This window comes from Variovorax sp. GW460-12-1-14-LB1, from assembly GCF_059423605.1.
Window position 1 is genome coordinate 47,396 of the sequence record NZ_JBWKYF010000018.1, and the last position, 17,113, is coordinate 64,508.

Here is a 17,113-nt window from a genome sequence, read left to right on the forward strand (position 1 = left end):
TGACGGTGGGCGTGCGCGGGCGCGGCGATGCGCGCACCCGGCGTCATGGCGTGGCCACCTCGGCGGCGGCGGCCTCCGCGGCGAGTTCGGCCGGCAGCCGGAACACCACGTGCTCCTCGCGCCCGGGCAGCGTCAGCAGTTCCACCTCGGCCAGGCGGCGCAGCGCGGCGACCACGTCCTGCACCATGGTCTCGGGCGCCGAGGCGCCGGCGGTGACGCCCACCGCGCCGGCGTCGCGCACCCAGTCGGGCTTGAGCTCGCTGCCCTGCGCGATGAGGTAGCTGCGCACGCCGGCCTGCGCCGCGATCTCGCGCAGGCGCTGCGAGTTGGAGCTGTTCTGCGCGCCGACCACCAGCACCACGTCGACCTGCTGGCTCAGTTCGCGCACGGCCGTCTGCCGGTTCTGCGTGGCGTAGCAGATGTCGCGCGTGTCGGGGCCGACGATCTGCGGAAAGCGCCGCTGCAGCGCGTCGATGATGCCGCGCGTGTCGTCGACCGACAGCGTGGTCTGCGTGATGTAGGCCAGCGGCGCGTCGGCATCGAGCACCAGCGCGTCCACGTCGGCCTCGGTCTGCACCAGCGTGACAGGCGCCGGAATCTGCCCCAGCGTGCCCGTCACCTCGGGGTGCCCGGCGTGGCCGATGAGGATCAGCGCATAGCCCTTGGCGGCATAGCGGCGCCCCTGCTCGTGCACCTTGGTGACCAGCGGGCAGGTGGCGTCGATCGCGCGCAGGCCGCGCGCGCGGGCTTCTGTTTCCACCGCGCGGCTCACGCCGTGCGCGCTGAAGATCGCGACCGCGTCGGTGGGCACCTCGGCGAGTTCTTCGACGAACACCGCGCCCTGCGCCTTCAGGCCGTCGACGACGTGCTTGTTGTGGACGATCTCGTGGCGCACGTACACCGGTGTGCCGTGGCGCCGCAGCGCGTGCTCCACCGTGTCGATGGCCCGCACGACGCCGGCGCAGAAGCCTCGGGGCTGGGCAAGGATGACGCGCATGGTGGGAGCTCCTGGTGGGGGTGGTTCATCGTTCCGCCGACGCTCTCAGGACCGGCTCGGTGTCCGCGTCGCCGGGCGGGGTGGCGGGATAGAACTGCGCGGACCAGCGGCGGAAGGCGGCGATGGAGCGGTCGCCCGCCATGAGGGCGGGGCGCTTGAGGAAGGCGCGGGTGCGCCAGAACGGCATGTCCTCGCTGGAGAACGAGATCAGCCAGCGATGCGCCATGGGGTTGAGCACGCGGTAGGCGAGCTTTCTGGCGGGCGAGGGCCAACCGTCGAACCGCGCGACGCTGGGGATGTCGATCCAGCGGAAGGTCCAGCGCAGCGGTGCGATGGGCGTGGCATAGACCAGCGTCGTGACCCGCAGGCCGAACTCCGGCATCTCGTTTTCCGCCCGGGTGTGCCCGAGGCCGAAGTTGGTCAGGCGCATGTTCAGCCGCTTGCCCTTCCAGCGCGCGCTGATCGAGACGGTGAGCGTGTGCTGCTCCATCTCGTGCGTCATCGCGGCCTCGGTGAGGCCGTGAAGCGATCCGAAATGGATCATGTCCACGCTGTTCTCTCCCACGGCGTCGCCGTAGCCGTCGAGTTCCCGCTGTCCGTACTGCGGGTAGATGCGGTCGTCGAGGTCGAGGCTCGGAAAGTCCCATTCGGGCGGGATGTCCTCGCTGTGGCGCCACACCATGACCACGCCGTTCGCTTCCTTGGCGTGGCGGCTCGTCAGCGCTGTGCGCGGCGGGGTCTGGCCCGGGCAGGCGCGCACGCACGCGCCATCGGGACCGAACACCAGGCCGTGGAACGCGCAGGTCAGGTGCTCGCCGTCGATCGTGCCGCCGTGCCCGAGGTGGGCGCCCAGGTGCGGGCAGTACGGCTCGATGACGCGAAGCAGGCCCGACGCCGTGCGGTAGACGACCAGGTCCTGTCCCATGAACGGGACGGTGATCAATGCGCCCGGCCTGACTTCGTGGCTGAAGCACACGGCGAACCATCCGTTGGTGTAGGGCAGCGGCATGCGCGTGTCGCCCGAGGCGCTGCGCGTGTGCAGCAGCGGCTTGCGGGCACTCACGAGGCGCGGGGCGTGCTCGCCGGCGTGGGGGCCGGTCATGAGGCGGGTCGAGGGTTCAGTCATGGCCGAGGCTCCTTGTTCGAAGGGGGGGACGCACCTGTGCGCGGGCGGCTCAGTGCGCGCGCTGGATGACCAGGTCGGCCAGCTGGCCGAGACGCCGGGCCCCGGGCCCGAGCGGTGCAAGCGCGGCGTGGGCGCGTTCGCGCAGTTCGCCGGCCAGCGCGCGCGAGGCCGCCAGGCCGAGCATCGACACGCAGGTCGGCTTGTCGTCGTCGGCGTCCTTGCCGGCGGTCTTGCCCAGCGTGGCCGTGTCGGCGGTCGCGTCGAGGATGTCGTCGACCACCTGAAAGGCCAGGCCGATGGCGTTGCTGTAGTCGTCGAGCGCGCGGTACAGCGCGGCGTTGACCGGCGTGTCGGCCAGGCCGCACAGCGCGCCCATGCGCACGGCCGCACGGATCAGCGCGCCGGTCTTCATGCGGTGCATCTGTTCGAGCGCCGGCTGGCTCAGCGACCGGCCCGCGCTTTGCAGGTCGATGGCCTGGCCGCCCACGAGGTGGCGAGAGCCGGCGGCCTGCGCCAGCTCGCGCACCAGCGCGATGCGACGCTCGGCCGGCAGCGGCAGTTCGCTCAGCGTGAAGAAGGCCTGCGCCTGCAGCGCGTCGCCCACGAGGATCGCGGTGGCTTCGTCGTAGGCCACATGCACGGTGGGCTTGCCGCGGCGCAGGTCGTCGTCGTCCATCGCGGGCAGGTCGTCGTGCACGAGCGAGTAGACGTGGACCATCTCGATGGCGGCGCCCGTGGCGTCGAGCGCATCGGGCGGCGCTTCGGCGAGGGCGCCCGCCGCCTGGCACAACAAGGGGCGGATGCGCTTGCCGCCGCCGAGCGCGGCATAGCGCAATGCCTCGTGCAGGCGCGTGGGCCGGGTGTCGGGCGGCGGCAGGTGCAGGTCGAGGGCCGTTTCGATGCGGCGGGTGGTGCCCTGCATCCACGCGTCGAAGGCACCGGCGGGTTCGATGCCGGTGCGCGGGACCGCGCGTGCCTCGTCCTGCCACGGAGCTTCTTGGTTCACTCAGGTCTTCCCGGGGTGGGGTCGGGTCGGTGCGCGGGACTCAGGTCCGCCGCGCAATGAAGCTGAACGACGAGGCCTTGTCCTTGCGCAGCGCGTCCGAGAAGCTCACGGCGATGTCGCGCAGCTCGGTGAACGTGGCGGTCTTGCTGGTCGGGTGGTGCGCGTCCAGGTTGTCCTTGACCAGCCCGTACCAGCGGATCACCTCCGCGTTCGAGGGCAGCACGCGCTGGTCGAGCACCGCGAAGCCGTGGCGCTCGAGCACCTGCTTCACGCCATCGGGCGTCTTGCGGTAGCCCGACGCGGCGCGGTCGACCTTGTCCGGGATGTGCGACTTGTAGGTCGCCAGGTCCACCTTGTAGAGGCTCTCCGAAATGATGACCGTGCCGCCCGTGCGCATGCGTGCCGACAGCGAGGCCATGGCCTGCTCCAGCACCTCGGGCGTGAAGTGGATCAGGCTGCCGCGCAGGATCGCCAGGTCGTAGGGCACCTGCGCATCGGGCAGCTCGCCGATGTCCTTGGCGTTGCACTGGTACAGCCGCACGCGGTCGGCCAGGCCTTCGTGCGCGATGAGTTCGCGCGCGCACTCCAGCTGCGGCCGGCTCACGTTCACGCCGTCGATGCGCGCGCACTGCGGGTAGCGCTGCGCGATGAACTTCAGCACCGGACCCCAGCCGCAGCCGATGTCGATCGCGCGGCGCACGGTGGCCGGCGAGAGGTCGGCGCCGGCCTGCTCGGCGAGCTCGAACTGGTGCTCCATGTGGCGCCGCCCCGAGGCGTCGAGCGGAAGGTCGTGCGGGTCCATCTTGTCGTCGAACACGCCGTACTGGTACCAGAGCTCGTTGCCGATCGCCTTGCGCCACTGGTCGGGCGTGTCGGCATAGACCTGCTCGATCTTGTCCTGGTAGTGGTCGAGGCTGCGGCTGTGGATGACGTCGATGCCGACGGCTTGCGCGGATGCTTGCATGGTGTGGGCGCTCCTGGTGGGGGAAATTCAGACGCGTCGCGCGATGACGCTGTAGGTCGAGAACTTGTCCTTGATCAGCGCGACCGAGAGGCTGACCGCCATGACGCGCAGCTCCTCCAGCGGCGGCGGGATGGTGTCCGGCGTGAAGTTCTTCTCGATGTTTTCCTTCACGTCGGTGAACCAGCGCGCCACGTCGATGTTGCGCGGGAGCACGCGCATGTCTTCCACCACGAAGCCGCTCTCCTCGAGCACGCGGCGGAAGTAGGCCGGCGTCTTGCGGTGCTTGCAGGCGAGGCGGTCGACCTCGTCCTCGATGTCGGAGCGGTAGTTGTCCAGCGGGATGTTGTAGAGGTTGTCGGAGATGACGACCTTGGCCCCCGGGCGCATGCGCGCGGCCACTTGCTTCATCGAGCGTTCGTACAGGTCGTTCGGGAAGTGCGAGATGACGCCGCGGATCGTCACCAGGTCGTAGGGCGTGTCGGGGTTGGGCAGCAGGGCGACGTCCTGCGCATCGCACAGGTACAGGTTCACGCGGTCGCTCAGGTGCTGCTGGGCGTGGTAGCGGGCGCAGTGCGCGAGCTGCGTCTCGCTGATGTTGATGCCGTCGAGCTGGCGGCATTGCGGAAAGTGCTCCGCGAGGTAGCGCAGGCCGAAGCCCCAACCGCAGCCCACGTCGAGGATGCGCCGGATGGGGAAGGGCGGCGGCTGGTCCAGGCCCGCGATCTCCATCTGCTGGTCGAAGTAGCGCAGGCCCGATTCGTTGAGCGAGATCGGCGGCACCGAGCGCGGGTCGTCGTAGACGCCGAACTGGAACATCAGGTCCTCGCCGATGGCCTTGCGCCAGTCCTCGGGGTCGTCCTGGTAGGTGTACTCGACCTTGGCGTGGTACGGGTTGGCCTCGGCACCCCGGATCACTTGAAGCGAAGGCGGGGCGGGCGCATCGATACGGCGTGCGGTGGCTGTGCTCATCGGGTTCTCCTGTGGCTGGCGGTCACGGTGGGTTTCAGGAAACGAGGCTCATGCGAGCCGTGCGGAACGCGGGGGCGTTGGCATCGAAGAACGCCTGGATCGACTGCACCAGGCCGTCGGCATCCAGGCCGTGGGCAGCAAGCAATCGGGCGCAGTCGCCGTGCTCGACGAACTCGTCGGGCAGGCCCAGGTGCAGCGACGGAATCAGCACGCCCTGCGCGGCCAGTGATTCGAGGCAGGCGGCGCCGGCGCCGCCCATCACGCAGCCTTCCTCGACGGTCACGAGCACGTCGTGCGTCTCGGCAAGCGACAGCACCAGGTCGGCGGCGGCCAGGCTGGGCGCGACCATGGTGCCGAAGGCCAGGATGGCGATGCGCGCGCCCATGGGCTGCGTCGATTCGCGCCGCACCTGGCCGCGGCCGATGCGCAGCGGTTGCAGCGCGCGCACGGGCAGCGCGCCGGGCCCGCCGCCGCGCGGGTAGCGCACGGCGGCCGGGCCGTCGTGGCGCAGGGCGGTGTGCAGCATCTGGCGGCACTCGTCCTCGTCGGACGCGGCCATCACGACCATGTTCGGAATGCAGCGCAGGTAGGCGACGTCGAAGGCGCCCATGTGGGTCGCGCCGTCGGCGCCGACGATGCCGGCGCGGTCGACCGCGAACACGACCGGCAGGTTCTGCAAGGCCACGTCGTGGATCAGCTGGTCGTAGGCGCGCTGCAGGAAGGTCGAGTAGATGGCGACCACGGGCCGCATCCCCGCCGCCGCGAGGCCCGCGGCGAAGGTCACGGCGTGCTGCTCGGCGATGCCGACGTCGAAGTAACGCTCGGGAAAGCGCCGCTCGAAGTCCATCAGCGCCGAGCCCTCGCGCATGGCCGGCGTGATGGCGACCACGCGCACATCGGCCTCGGCCTCGTCGCAGAGCCAGTCGCTGAAGACCTGGGCGTAGGTCGGCTTGGCGGGGGCTGACGCGGGGGCGGTCTTGATGCCGACGGCGGGGTCGAACTTGCCGGGGCCGTGGTACAGGACCGGGTCCTGCTCGGCCGGGCGGTAGCCGTGGCCCTTCTGCGTGACGATGTGCAGCAGCTGCGGGCCCGGCTGCGCCTGCAGCTTCTGCAGGGCCGGGATCAGCGCGCCCAGGTCGTGGCCGTCGATCGGGCCGGTGTAGTGGAAGCCGAATTGCTCGAACAGGGTGGCGGGCGACAGGCCGAGCTCCGAGGGCTCGCAGGGGGCCAGCGCCGGGCGCATGGCGCGCAATCTTTGCCGGCTGGCTTCATTGGCGCTGGCATAGGCGCGTTCTGAAATCAATCCGCCCAGATAAAGGCGCAGCATGCCGACGGGCGGCGAAATCGACATGTCGTTGTCGTTCAATATCACCAATAGGCGGCCGCAGGCCTGCGTATTGTTCATGGCCTCGAAAGCCATGCCGGCGCTCAAGGCCCCATCGCCGATCACCGCAATGGCGTGGTCGGTCGAATTGGAAATGCGTGCGGCCTGCGCAAATCCCAGGGCGGCGGAAATTGACGTGCTGGAATGCGCGGTGCCGAAATGATCGTGTTCGGATTCGGTGCGCCTGGGAAATCCGGAAATACCGCCGAATTGGCGCAGGGTGGGCATGGCCTGGCGCCGGCCGGTCAGGATCTTGTGGCGTAGCTTTGGTGGCCCACGTCCCAGACGATGCGGTCGCGCGGGGTGTCGAACACGTAGTGCAGGGCGACCGTCAGCTCGACCGTGCCCAGGTTGGAGGCGAAGTGGCCGCCCGTGCGGGACACGCTGTCGACGATGAAGGATCGCAATTCATCCGCAAGGCCCGGCAATTGCGCAATGCCGAGCTGGCGCAGCGAATGGGGCGAATCGATGGCTTCGAGCAGGGCATGCATTCCTGTTTCTCCGTGAGATGGAAACGCGCGGGCCGTGGCGACTGAATTTTTTATGCGATGCGGTACTGGCTAATTTCGGACGAAACAATGCCTTGGAAATTGACGGTTCAATTTCCTTGTCAAAGCCTCCGAGGGAATCTGAAAGCGCGTCGGCTCCGGGTTTTTAATTCCGGGTCAGGCGAAATCAGGAGGTCAGCGTAGGGGATGGATTTGGCACGCGCAAGCGAATGCGGCTGCAAATTTTTTGATACCCCGGGTTATTTACCCCCGAGGTTTTAATCAGTTTTTTGGATGGCGCGGCGCGCGCGCACGACCGCCACGGCCGTTCGAAAACGGCCGCGGTATGAGGTCAGGGGGAGAGGGGAGCGCCGACGCCCGCGCAGGGCGGGCGCTCGGGCGGTGCCGTCAGACGCCGGCGGCGTGCGCCTGCTGGTCGGCGTGGTAGCTGGAGCGCACCATCGCGCCCACGGCCGCGTGGCTGAAGCCCATCTTGTAGGCCTCTTCCTCGAACATCTTGAAGGTGTCGGGGTGCACGTAGCGGCGCACCGGCAGGTGCGAGCCCGACGGCGACAGGTACTGGCCGATGGTCAGCATGTCGATGTCGTGGGCGCGCATGTCGCGCATCACCTGCAGGATCTCTTCGTCGGTCTCGCCCAGGCCGACCATGATGCCGCTCTTGGTCGGCACGTTGGGGTGCAGCGCCTTGAACTTCTTCAGCAGGTTCAGGCTGAACTGGTAGTCGCTGCCCGGGCGCGCTTCCTTGTACAGGCGCGGCGCGGTTTCCAGGTTGTGGTTCATCACGTCCGGCGGCGCGGCCTTGAGGATTTCCAGCGCGCGGTCGTCGCGGCCGCGGAAGTCGGGCACCAGGATCTCGATCTGCGTCATCGGCGAGAGCTCGCGGATGTTGCTGATGCAGTCGACGAAGTGCTGGCTGCCGCCGTCGCGCAGGTCGTCGCGGTCGACGCTGGTGATCACCACGTACTTCAGGCGCAGCTTGGCGATGGTCTTGGCCAGGTTGAGCGGCTCGTCCTTGTCCAGCGGGTCGGGGCGGCCATGGCCCACGTCGCAGAACGGGCAGCGGCGCGTGCACTTGTCGCCCATGATCATGAAGGTGGCCGTGCCGTTGCCGAAGCATTCGCCGATGTTCGGGCACGAGGCTTCTTCGCAGACCGTGTGCAGGTTGCTTTCGCGCAGGATCTGCTTGATCTCGTAGAAGCGCGTGGTCGGGCTGCCGGCCTTCACGCGGATCCATTCCGGCTTCTTGAGCACTTCGCCGGTCTGCACCACCTTGACGGGGATGCGCGAGAGCTTGGCCGCGGCCTTCTGCTTGGCCAGCGGGTTGTAGGTTTCGGCGCTCTGGGCGTCGCGGACGACTTCGGTGGTGCTCATTGGTGTGTCAAGGAGCCAGGAAAGCCCCGAGCTTTTGGCTCAGCACTTTGGCGGCTTCTTCCCATGTGGTTTGGACGCCGATTGTAGAAAGGTCGACCGTTTGCAGCCCCGCGTAGCCGCAAGGGTTGATGCGCGAGAAGGGTTCGAGGTCCATCGCGACATTGAGCGACACACCGTGGTAAGTGGCGTGGCGGCTCACCTTGATGCCCAGCGCGGCGATCTTGCCCAGGCCCCGGAACGGGTCGGCGCCGGGCATCGGGCCGGTGAGGGCGGCGTGCGAGAACGGGTCGTCCAGGCGCACGTAGATGCCAGGCGCGCCCGCCACGCGGTGGCCCGTCACGCCGAAGTGGGCGAGCGTGCGCAGCACCGATTCCTCGATGCGGTAGACGTATTCCTTGACGTAGTAGCCCGCGCGCCGCAGGTCGATGAGCGGGTAGGCCACCACCTGGCCGGGGCCGTGGAAGGTGACCTGCCCGCCCCGGTCGGTCTGCACGACCGGGATCGGGCCGGGGGCCAGGATGTGGTCGGTCTTGCCCGCCAGCCCCTGCGTGAACACGGGGTCGTGCTCGCAGATCCATAGCGCGTCGGGCGTCTCGGGCGTGCGCTCCTGCGTGAAGCGCTGCATCGCCGCGTAGGTGGCGAGGTAGTCGGCCCGGCCGAGCCACTGCGCTTCGAGGGGCGTCAAAGAACGACTTTCACCATCGGGTGCGCGGACAGGGCGCGGTAGAGGTCGTCGAGCTGCTCGCGGCTGGTGGCGGTGACGGTGATGGTCACGCCCAGGTAGTTGCCGGCCTTGCTGTCGCGCAGCTCGACCGTGGTCGCGTCGAAGGCCGGGTCGAAGCGCTCGGCGATCTGCGTGATGGCATGCACGAAGCCGTCGACCTTCGCGCCCATCACCTTGATGGGGAACTGCGAGGGGTACTCGATCAGCGATTCCTTGCGCGGATCGGGGATCGATGCGGTGTCGGTAGGGGGCGTTGTGTCGGTCATGCGGTGGCTCCTGGCGCGTCGGCGTTGCGTTGCTTGGCCTGTTGGTAGGCGGCATACAAGCTCTGGTAGATGGGGCCGGGATGGCCATTGCCAATGGCCCGGCCATCGAGTGTGACAACGGGCAACACTTCCTTGGTGGCCGAGGACAGCAGCAGTTCGTCGGCGCCGAACACCTCGTCGCGCGACACGCGCCGCAGCGCGAAGGGAATGCCGCTGTCCTGGCACAGGCGCTCGAGGAGGCCGTAGCGGATGCCGGTCAGCACGAGGTTGTCTTTCGGTGGGCCGATGAGCGTGCCGTCCTTCACGATCCACACGTTGCTCGACGAGGCTTCGCTGAGCGAGTCGCCGCGGAACATCACGGTCTCGGTCGCGCCGGCCTCGACGCTGATCTGCCGCGCGAGCACCGCGCCCAGCAGGCTGGTGCTCTTGATGTGGGCCTTCTGCCAGCGGAAGTCGTCGGCGGTGACGCAGGCCACGCCCTTGGCGCGCACCGCATCGGCCACCGGCGGCAGGGGGTTCACCATCGCGAACACGGTGGGGCGCAGGCCGCGCACCATCACGTGGTCGCGCGGCGCCACGCCGCGCGAGACCTGGAAGTAGATCGCCTGCGGTGCCTTGCCCTGCGGCGCGGCAAGCTGCATTGCGATGGCGCGCCATTCGTCGCGCGAGTAGGGGTTGTCGATCTGCAGCTCGGCCAGCGAGCGCTCGAGGCGCGCGATGTGTTCATCGAAGCAGAAGGGCGCGCCGAAGTAGACGGGGATCACTTCGTAGATGCCGTCGCCGAAGATGAAGCCGCGGTCGAGGACGCTGATCTTCGCGTCGCGCAGAGGGGTGAATTCGCCGTTGAGAAAGCACGGCGTGTCGGGCAGTGCCGAGGTGATGTCTTGCATCCGCAAATTATGGGCGGACGCCACACTCGGTGCAGAACTGTCGACGAAGTGTCACGTTATGGCGGGACCCCGCTAGGTTTTACTTATAATCAATGGCTTTGTAAAATTCTCCGGGGACAAACACGGGGTGCATTCGAATGACAACCAACGCCCCTGTCCCTGAGGTTGACGCCGAAGAATCCGATTTCAAGCCACTGACGGCCGAAGAGGCCCAGAAGTTGCGCGAGCAAAACCCCGAGCTGTCACCCTGGTGGGTGATCGCAGCCCAAGTGGCTGCAGGCGTGGTGGTAGCTTGCCTGGCGTGGATCTGGACGGCGCGATCCGAGGCTGCAATCTCGGCGTTTTACGGAGCCATGACAGTAGCGATCCCCGCGGCCTTGTTTGTCCGCGGTGTCCGGCGCAAACCGGGCATGCCGTCGCAGGCTGTCATGTTGAGGTTTTTTGTGTGGGAGATGATCAAGATCGCGCTGACCGTTGCCTTGCTGGCCGCGGCGCCGTGGCTGATCGGGGGGCTCGTCTGGCTGGCCATGGTGGCTGGCGTGGTGGTCGCCATGAAGATGTACTGGGTGGCACTGCTGGTGCGGCCCAAATTTTTGAACCGGATTTGACTGTTTTGGAAGAGAGACGCTGAAAGATGGCCGCCGAAGGACACGCCCCGACCGCGAGTGAATACATCGTTCACCACCTCCAGCACTGGCAAGTCGACTGGAGCCTCAAGCCCGTCGTTCAATCCGCCATTGTTGACTTCAACGTCATCAACCTCGACTCGGTGCTCTACGCGCTGATCATCGGCGCATTGGGCTGCTTCGTGCTGTGGCTGGCTGCCCGCAAGGCAACGCCCGGCGTGCCCGGCCGTTTCCAGGCGGCGGTCGAGATCCTGGTCGAGATGGTCGACAACCAGGCCAAGGCCAACGTGCACAACGCCGCCAGCCGCAAGTTCATCGCCCCGCTGGCGCTCACCGTGTTCGTCTGGATCTTCCTGCTGAACGCGATGGACATGCTGCCGGTCGACCTCCTGCCGGCCATCTGGACCCAGGTCTACTCGGCGCTGGGCCACGATCCGCACCACGCCTACATGCGTGCCGTGCCGACCGCCGACCTCTCGACCACGCTCGGTCTTTCGACTTCCGTGCTGCTCCTGTGCCTCTTCTACAGCGTCAAGGTCAAGGGCCTGGGCGGCTGGGGCCACGAGCTGATCACCGCGCCCTTCGGTGCCCACCCTCTGCTGTGGCCCGTCAACCTGCTGATGCAGGTCATCGAGTACCTGGCCAAGACGGTCTCGCACGGCATGCGGTTGTTCGGCAACATGTATGCGGGCGAGCTCGTCTTCATGCTCATCGCCCTCATGGGCGGTGCCATGGCGGCCTCGTTCTCCGGTGTGTTGCTGCCCATCGGGCACATCATTGCCGGCACTGTCTGGGCGATCTTCCACATCCTGGTGATCACGCTGCAGGCTTTCATCTTCATGATGCTGACCCTGATCTATCTGGGCCAGGCGCATGAGGCGCATTGAGTTTCCCTTTTTCTTTTCGTTTGCTTTAAATCTGTTCTAAGGAGTCATCATGGAAAACATTCTCGGTCTCGTCGCTCTCGCTTGTGGTCTGATCGTCGGTCTCGGCGCCATCGGTGCTTCCATCGGCATCGCGCTGATGGGTGGCAAGTTCCTGGAATCGTCGGCCCGTCAACCTGAGCTCATGAACGACCTGCAGACCAAGATGTTCATCTTGGCTGGTCTGATCGACGCGGCTTTCCTGATCGGCGTGGCCATCGCCCTGCTGTTCGCCTTCGCCAACCCGTTCGCCGCGACCCTGCTGGCCAACCTGCCCAAGTAAGCCGGTTCAACGCCACTCCAGAAAGGTGTTGCCGTGAGTATCAACGCGACCCTGTTCGTTCAGGCCATCGTCTTCCTGCTGCTGGTGCTGTTCACGATGAAATTCGTGTGGCCGCCCATCGCGAAGGCTTTGGATGAACGCGCACAAAAGATCGCTGCGGGCCTGGCGGCCGCCGAGAAGGCCAAGGCTGAACTCGCTTCCGCCAACCAGCGCGTCGAGCAGGAACTGGTTCAGTCTCGCAACGAGACCACCAGCCGCCTGGCCGATGCCGAGCGCCGCGCCCAGCAGATCATCGAAGAGGCCAAGGGCCGTGCAACGGTGGAGGCCAACAAGATCGTGGCCGACGCGCACGCCGAAGCCGAACAGCAGTCCGTGCGTGCCCGTGAAGCCCTGCGTGAGCAGGTTGCTGCGCTGGCCGTCAAGGGGGCCGAGCAGATTCTCCGCAAGGAAGTCAATGCCGGTGTCCACGCCGACCTGCTCCAGCGCCTGAAGACCGAGCTCTGAGGACGATATGGCCGAACTTGCGACCATTGCCCGCCCCTACGCGGACGCGCTCTTCGGGGCTACTTCGAGCGACCTCGAAGGCACGGCCGGATGGATCGGCCAGCTGGCCGCCATCACTGCCGATCCGCAGCTCCTGCAGTTCGCTGCCGACCCGAAGGTGTCGCCGGAACAGATCTTCGATCTGATCTCCGGTCTGCTGCCGCAAGCCTTGCCGGACACCGGCAAGAACTTCCTGCGCACGGTGATCGACAACGGCCGGCTTGCTGCATTGCCTGAAGTCGCGGCCCAGTACCGCGAGCTCAAGAACGCCAAGGGCGGCACGGCCGACGCGGTGATCTACAGCGCCTTCCCGATCGACGCGGCGAGTCTCGCCGAGGTCGCCGTGGCACTGCAGCGCCGTTTCGGTCGCCCGCTGAACACGCGTGTGGAATCCGATCCTTCGCTGATCGGCGGCATCCGTGTGGTGGTGGGGGACGAAGTCCTCGACACCTCCGTCAAGGCGCGTCTCGAACAAATGAAAGCAGCGCTCACCGCCTGAGGCGGCGAGCCGCGGTTGGCCCTATTTATTGAAAGAAGGAAAGAGTCATGCAACTCAATCCCGCAGAAATTTCCGAACTGATCAAGAGCCGTATCGAAGGCCTTGGCGTCAGCGCCGACATCCGCAACCAGGGCACCGTGGTCTCGGTGACCGACGGCATCGTGCGCGTGCACGGCCTGTCGGACGCGATGCAAGGCGAAATGCTGGAATTCCCGCCCACGGCTGACGGCACGCCGTCGTTCGGCCTGGCGCTGAACCTCGAGCGCGACTCGGTCGGCGCCGTGATTCTGGGCGAGTACGAGCACATCTCCGAAGGCGACACCGTCAAGTGCACGGGCCGCATCCTGGAAGTGCCCGTGGGCCCCGAGCTCATCGGCCGCGTGGTGAACGCACTGGGCCAGCCGATCGACGGCAAGGGTCCGATCAACGCCAAGATGACCGACGTGATCGAAAAGGTCGCTCCGGGCGTGATCGCACGGAAGTCCGTGGACCAGCCGATGCAGACCGGCCTGAAGTCCATCGACTCGATGGTGCCCGTCGGCCGTGGCCAGCGCGAGCTGATCATCGGTGACCGCCAGACCGGCAAGACGGCAGTGGCGATCGACGCGATCATCAACCAGAAGGGTCAGAACATGACCTGCGTCTACGTTGCGATCGGCCAGAAGGCTTCGTCGATCAAGAACGTGGTGCGCTCGCTGGAACAAGCCGGCGCGATGGACTACACCATCGTGGTGGCTGCTTCGGCCTCCGAATCGGCTGCCATGCAGTACGTGTCGGCCTACTCGGGCTGCACGATGGGCGAGTACTTCCGCGACCGCGGCCAGGACGCCCTGATCGTCTATGACGACCTGTCCAAGCAAGCCGTGGCCTACCGTCAGGTGTCGCTGCTGCTGCGCCGCCCGCCAGGCCGCGAAGCCTACCCCGGCGACGTGTTCTATCTCCACAGCCGTCTGCTCGAGCGCGCAGCCCGCGTGAACGCCGACTACGTCGAAGCCTTCACCAAGGGTGAAGTCAAGGGCAAGACCGGTTCGCTGACGGCCCTGCCGATCATCGAAACGCAAGCCGGCGACGTGTCCGCCTTCGTTCCGACCAACGTGATCTCGATCACCGACGGCCAGATCTTCCTGGAAACCAGCCTGTTCAACGCCGGCATCCGTCCCGCCATCAACGCCGGTATCTCGGTGTCGCGCGTAGGTTCGTCGGCGCAGACCAACCTGATCAAGAACCAGTCGGGCGGTATCCGTACCGACCTGGCCCAGTACCGTGAACTGGCCGCGTTCGCGCAGTTCGCTTCCGACCTGGACGAAGCGACCCGCAAGCAACTCGACCGCGGTGCGCGCGTGACGGAACTGCTCAAGCAGACCCAGTACAGCCCGCTGCCGATCTCGCTGATGAATGCCACGCTGTTCGCAGTGAACAAGGGCTTCATGGACGACATCGACGTCAAGAAGGTGCTCCCGTTCGAACACGGCTTCCACCAGCTGCTGAAGACGAGCCACGCCGCCCTGCTCGAAACCATGGAAAAGCATGGTGCCAAGTGGGACGTCAAGCCGGCCAAGCCGGATGACAGCGCGGAAAAGCAGGCCTTCAAGAAGGTGTGCCAGGACGCCGAAGCCGAACTGCTGGCAGCAGCCACCTCGTTCAAGAAGTCGTTCGCCTGAGCGACCTTTTGACCGACGCAAGAAGGAGCTCATATGGCAGCTGGTAAGGAAATCCGCGGCAAGATCAAATCGGTGGAGAACACCAAGAAGATCACCAAGGCCATGGAAATGGTCTCGGTTTCCAAGATGCGCAAGGCGCAAGAGCGCATGCGTGCCGCACGCCCCTACAGCGAGAAGATCCGCAACATCGCGGCGAACCTTGGCAAGGCGAATCCCGAGTACACGCACGCCTTCATGAAGAAGAACGACGCCAAGGCGATCGGCTTCATCATCGTGACGAGCGACAAGGGCCTGTGCGGTGGCTTGAACACCAACCTGCTGCGCGCCGTGACGGCCAAGCTGCGCGAAGCGCAGTCGGCCGGCGTGGCCATCGAGTCGGTCGCCATCGGCAGCAAGGGCCTGGGCTTCCTGAACCGCATCGGTGCCCGCGTGGTGGCGCACGTCACCCACCTGGGTGACACGCCGCATCTGGACAAGCTCATCGGCCCGGTCAAGACGCTGCTGGACGCTTACGCGGAAGGCAAGCTCTCGGCCGTGTACCTGTGCTACACGAAGTTCATCAACACGATCAAGCAGGAGCCGCTCGTCGAGCAGCTGCTGCCGCTGGCCGCAGACTCGCTGCAAGTCGAGGAAGGCCAGCACTCGTGGGACTACATCTACGAGCCCGATGCGCAAAGCGTGATCGACGAGCTGCTGGTCCGCTATGTCGAGTCGCTGGTCTACCAGGGCGTGGCAGAAAACATGGCGTCCGAGCATTCGGCGCGGATGGTGGCCATGAAGGCTGCCACCGACAACGCAGGCAATGTGATCAGCGAGCTGAAGCTGGTCTACAACAAGACCCGCCAGGCTGGCATCACCAAGGAGCTCTCGGAAATCGTTTCGGGCGCTGCGGCGGCCGCCGGTGTCTGAGCCCTTCGGACCTCAACAGATTTAAATTTTTATCGGAGCAGACATGGCTCAAGCAGAAGCAGTTCAAGGCAAGATCGTTCAGTGTATTGGCGCTGTGGTCGACGTGGAATTCCCGCGCGACAAGATGCCCAAGATCTACGACGCCCTCAAGTTCGAAGGCAGCGCACTGACGCTCGAAGTCCAGCAGCAGCTCGGCGACGGCGTGGTCCGCACGATTGCGCTGGGTTCTTCCGACGGCCTGCGCCGCGGCCTGATCGTGACCAACACGCAAGCCCCCATCACCGTGCCCGTGGGCAAGGCGACGCTGGGCCGCATCATGGACGTGCTGGGCGCGCCCATCGACGAGCGTGGTCCGGTCGACCAGACGCTGACCGCCTCCATCCACCGCAAGGCTCCCGCGTACGACGAACTGTCGCCGTCGCAAGACCTGCTGGAAACCGGCATCAAGGTGATCGACCTGGTGTGCCCGTTCGCCAAGGGCGGCAAGGTGGGCCTGTTCGGTGGTGCCGGCGTGGGCAAGACCGTGAACATGATGGAACTCATCAACAACATCGCCAAGGCTCACTCGGGTCTGTCGGTGTTCGCCGGTGTGGGCGAACGTACCCGTGAAGGCAACGACTTCTATCACGAGATGGCCGACTCCGGCGTCGTGAACCTCGAGAAGCTCGAAGACTCCAAGGTCGCCATGGTCTACGGTCAGATGAACGAGCCCCCGGGCAACCGTCTGCGCGTGGCCCTGACCGGCCTGACCATCGCCGAGTCGTTCCGCGACGAAGGCCGTGACGTGCTGTTCTTCGTGGACAACATCTACCGCTACACGCTGGCCGGTACCGAAGTGTCGGCACTGCTGGGCCGCATGCCTTCCGCCGTGGGCTACCAGCCGACGCTGGCCGAGGAAATGGGCCGCCTGCAAGAGCGCATCACGTCGACCAAGGTCGGCTCGATCACCTCGATCCAGGCCGTGTACGTCCCTGCCGACGACTTGACCGACCCGTCGCCCGCCACCACCTTCGCCCACCTGGACTCGACCGTGGTGCTGTCGCGTGACATCGCTTCGTTGGGTATCTACCCCGCCGTGGACCCGCTGGACTCGACCTCGCGCCAGCTCGACCCGAACGTGGTCGGCGAAGAGCACTACAACGTGGCCCGCGCCGTGCAAGGCACGCTGCAGCGCTACAAGGAACTGCGCGACATCATCGCGATTCTGGGCATGGACGAACTGGCGCCCGACGACAAGCTCGCCGTGGCCCGCGCCCGCAAGATCCAGCGTTTCCTGTCGCAGCCGTTCCACGTGGCCGAAGTGTTCACGGGTTCGCCGGGCAAGTACGTGCCGCTGTCGGAAACCATCCGCGGCTTCAAGATGATCGTGAACGGCGAAGCCGACCACCTGCCGGAACAAGCGTTCTACATGGTCGGCACCATCGACGAAGCGTTCGAAAAAGCCAAGAAGGTCGCCTAAGGCG

At 66.3% G+C, this 17,113-nt stretch carries 17 protein-coding genes and 1 pseudogene; 8 read left to right on the forward strand and 10 right to left on the reverse strand.

The genetic code is table 11. The features are described 5' to 3' along the window. Positions 1-43: 43 nt before the first annotated feature. The 10 genes and pseudogenes from ispH to AC07Y4_RS12005 form a co-directional block, all read right to left on the reverse strand. Positions 44-997: a 4-hydroxy-3-methylbut-2-enyl diphosphate reductase gene (gene ispH / locus AC07Y4_RS11960; RefSeq protein ID WP_487847397.1), complete on the reverse strand. Its 954-nt coding sequence runs from the start codon at positions 995-997 to the stop codon at positions 44-46. 25 nt (positions 998-1,022) lie between these two features. Further along, complete coding sequence (locus tag AC07Y4_RS11965; protein ID WP_487847396.1) at positions 1,023-2,123, reverse strand: Rieske 2Fe-2S domain-containing protein; 1,101 nt, start codon at positions 2,121-2,123, stop codon at positions 1,023-1,025. A 49-nt stretch (positions 2,124-2,172) separates the two neighbouring features. Next, positions 2,173-3,045 (reverse strand): polyprenyl synthetase family protein, encoded by an 873-nt coding sequence (locus AC07Y4_RS11970; RefSeq protein WP_487847755.1) that lies wholly within the window; start codon positions 3,043-3,045, stop codon positions 2,173-2,175. A 124-nt stretch (positions 3,046-3,169) separates the two neighbouring features. Then, positions 3,170-4,093 carry an SAM-dependent methyltransferase gene (locus AC07Y4_RS11975; RefSeq protein ID WP_487847395.1) on the reverse strand — a complete coding sequence of 308 codons (924 nt, stop codon included), beginning with the start codon at positions 4,091-4,093 and terminating at the stop codon, positions 3,170-3,172. 27 nt (positions 4,094-4,120) lie between these two features. Next, the gene (locus AC07Y4_RS11980) at positions 4,121-5,062 is read right to left on the reverse strand and encodes an SAM-dependent methyltransferase (protein ID WP_487847394.1); all 942 of its coding nucleotides are present in this window, start codon (positions 5,060-5,062) and stop codon (positions 4,121-4,123) included. 34 nt (positions 5,063-5,096) lie between these two features. After that, positions 5,097-6,937: pseudogene (gene dxs, locus AC07Y4_RS11985) on the reverse strand (1-deoxy-D-xylulose-5-phosphate synthase). A 405-nt stretch (positions 6,938-7,342) separates the two neighbouring features. Then, the gene (lipA, locus tag AC07Y4_RS11990; RefSeq protein WP_062480166.1) at positions 7,343-8,326 is read right to left on the reverse strand and encodes a lipoyl synthase; all 984 of its coding nucleotides are present in this window, start codon (positions 8,324-8,326) and stop codon (positions 7,343-7,345) included. 7 nt (positions 8,327-8,333) lie between these two features. Then, positions 8,334-9,011 carry a lipoyl(octanoyl) transferase LipB gene (gene lipB, locus AC07Y4_RS11995; protein WP_062480168.1) on the reverse strand — a complete coding sequence of 226 codons (678 nt, stop codon included), beginning with the start codon at positions 9,009-9,011 and terminating at the stop codon, positions 8,334-8,336. Continuing rightward, a complete protein-coding gene (locus AC07Y4_RS12000; protein WP_095747011.1) occupies positions 9,008-9,316 on the reverse strand; it encodes a YbeD family protein in 309 nt (102 codons plus the stop codon). The genes lipB and AC07Y4_RS12000 overlap by 4 nt, the downstream gene beginning before the upstream one ends. After that, positions 9,313-10,206, reverse strand: coding sequence for a D-amino acid aminotransferase (locus tag AC07Y4_RS12005; protein WP_487847393.1), 894 nt, complete (start codon positions 10,204-10,206; stop codon positions 9,313-9,315). Before AC07Y4_RS12005 ends, AC07Y4_RS12000 begins: the two co-directional genes overlap by 4 nt. Before the next feature lie 137 nt (positions 10,207-10,343). Between AC07Y4_RS12005 and AC07Y4_RS12010 the strand changes: the two genes are divergently transcribed. The 8 genes from AC07Y4_RS12010 to atpD are packed head-to-tail and all read left to right on the forward strand — an operon-like array spanning position 10,344 to position 17,109. Then, entirely contained in the window at positions 10,344-10,814 is a 471-nt protein-coding gene (locus AC07Y4_RS12010) for an ATP synthase subunit I (RefSeq protein ID WP_056576477.1), read from the forward strand. Between the two features lie 26 nt (positions 10,815-10,840). Next, positions 10,841-11,719 (forward strand): F0F1 ATP synthase subunit A, encoded by an 879-nt coding sequence (gene atpB / locus AC07Y4_RS12015; protein ID WP_095747009.1) that lies wholly within the window; start codon positions 10,841-10,843, stop codon positions 11,717-11,719. 49 nt (positions 11,720-11,768) lie between these two features. Continuing rightward, positions 11,769-12,038: a F0F1 ATP synthase subunit C gene (gene atpE / locus AC07Y4_RS12020; RefSeq protein ID WP_056576471.1), complete on the forward strand. Its 270-nt coding sequence runs from the start codon at positions 11,769-11,771 to the stop codon at positions 12,036-12,038. 33 nt (positions 12,039-12,071) lie between these two features. Then, positions 12,072-12,542: a F0F1 ATP synthase subunit B gene (locus tag AC07Y4_RS12025; protein WP_062480176.1), complete on the forward strand. Its 471-nt coding sequence runs from the start codon at positions 12,072-12,074 to the stop codon at positions 12,540-12,542. Positions 12,543-12,549: 7 nt separating this feature from the next. Next, positions 12,550-13,080, forward strand: coding sequence for a F0F1 ATP synthase subunit delta (locus AC07Y4_RS12030; protein ID WP_062480178.1), 531 nt, complete (start codon positions 12,550-12,552; stop codon positions 13,078-13,080). Between the two features lie 47 nt (positions 13,081-13,127). Continuing rightward, positions 13,128-14,741, forward strand: a complete 1,614-nt coding sequence (gene atpA / locus AC07Y4_RS12035) for a F0F1 ATP synthase subunit alpha (RefSeq protein WP_062480180.1) — start codon at positions 13,128-13,130, stop codon at positions 14,739-14,741. Positions 14,742-14,774: 33 nt separating this feature from the next. Then, a complete protein-coding gene (gene atpG / locus AC07Y4_RS12040; RefSeq protein WP_062480182.1) occupies positions 14,775-15,650 on the forward strand; it encodes a F0F1 ATP synthase subunit gamma in 876 nt (291 codons plus the stop codon). A 43-nt stretch (positions 15,651-15,693) separates the two neighbouring features. Continuing rightward, positions 15,694-17,109, forward strand: coding sequence for a F0F1 ATP synthase subunit beta (gene atpD, locus AC07Y4_RS12045; RefSeq protein WP_062480184.1), 1,416 nt, complete (start codon positions 15,694-15,696; stop codon positions 17,107-17,109). Positions 17,110-17,113: the final 4 nt, after the last annotated feature.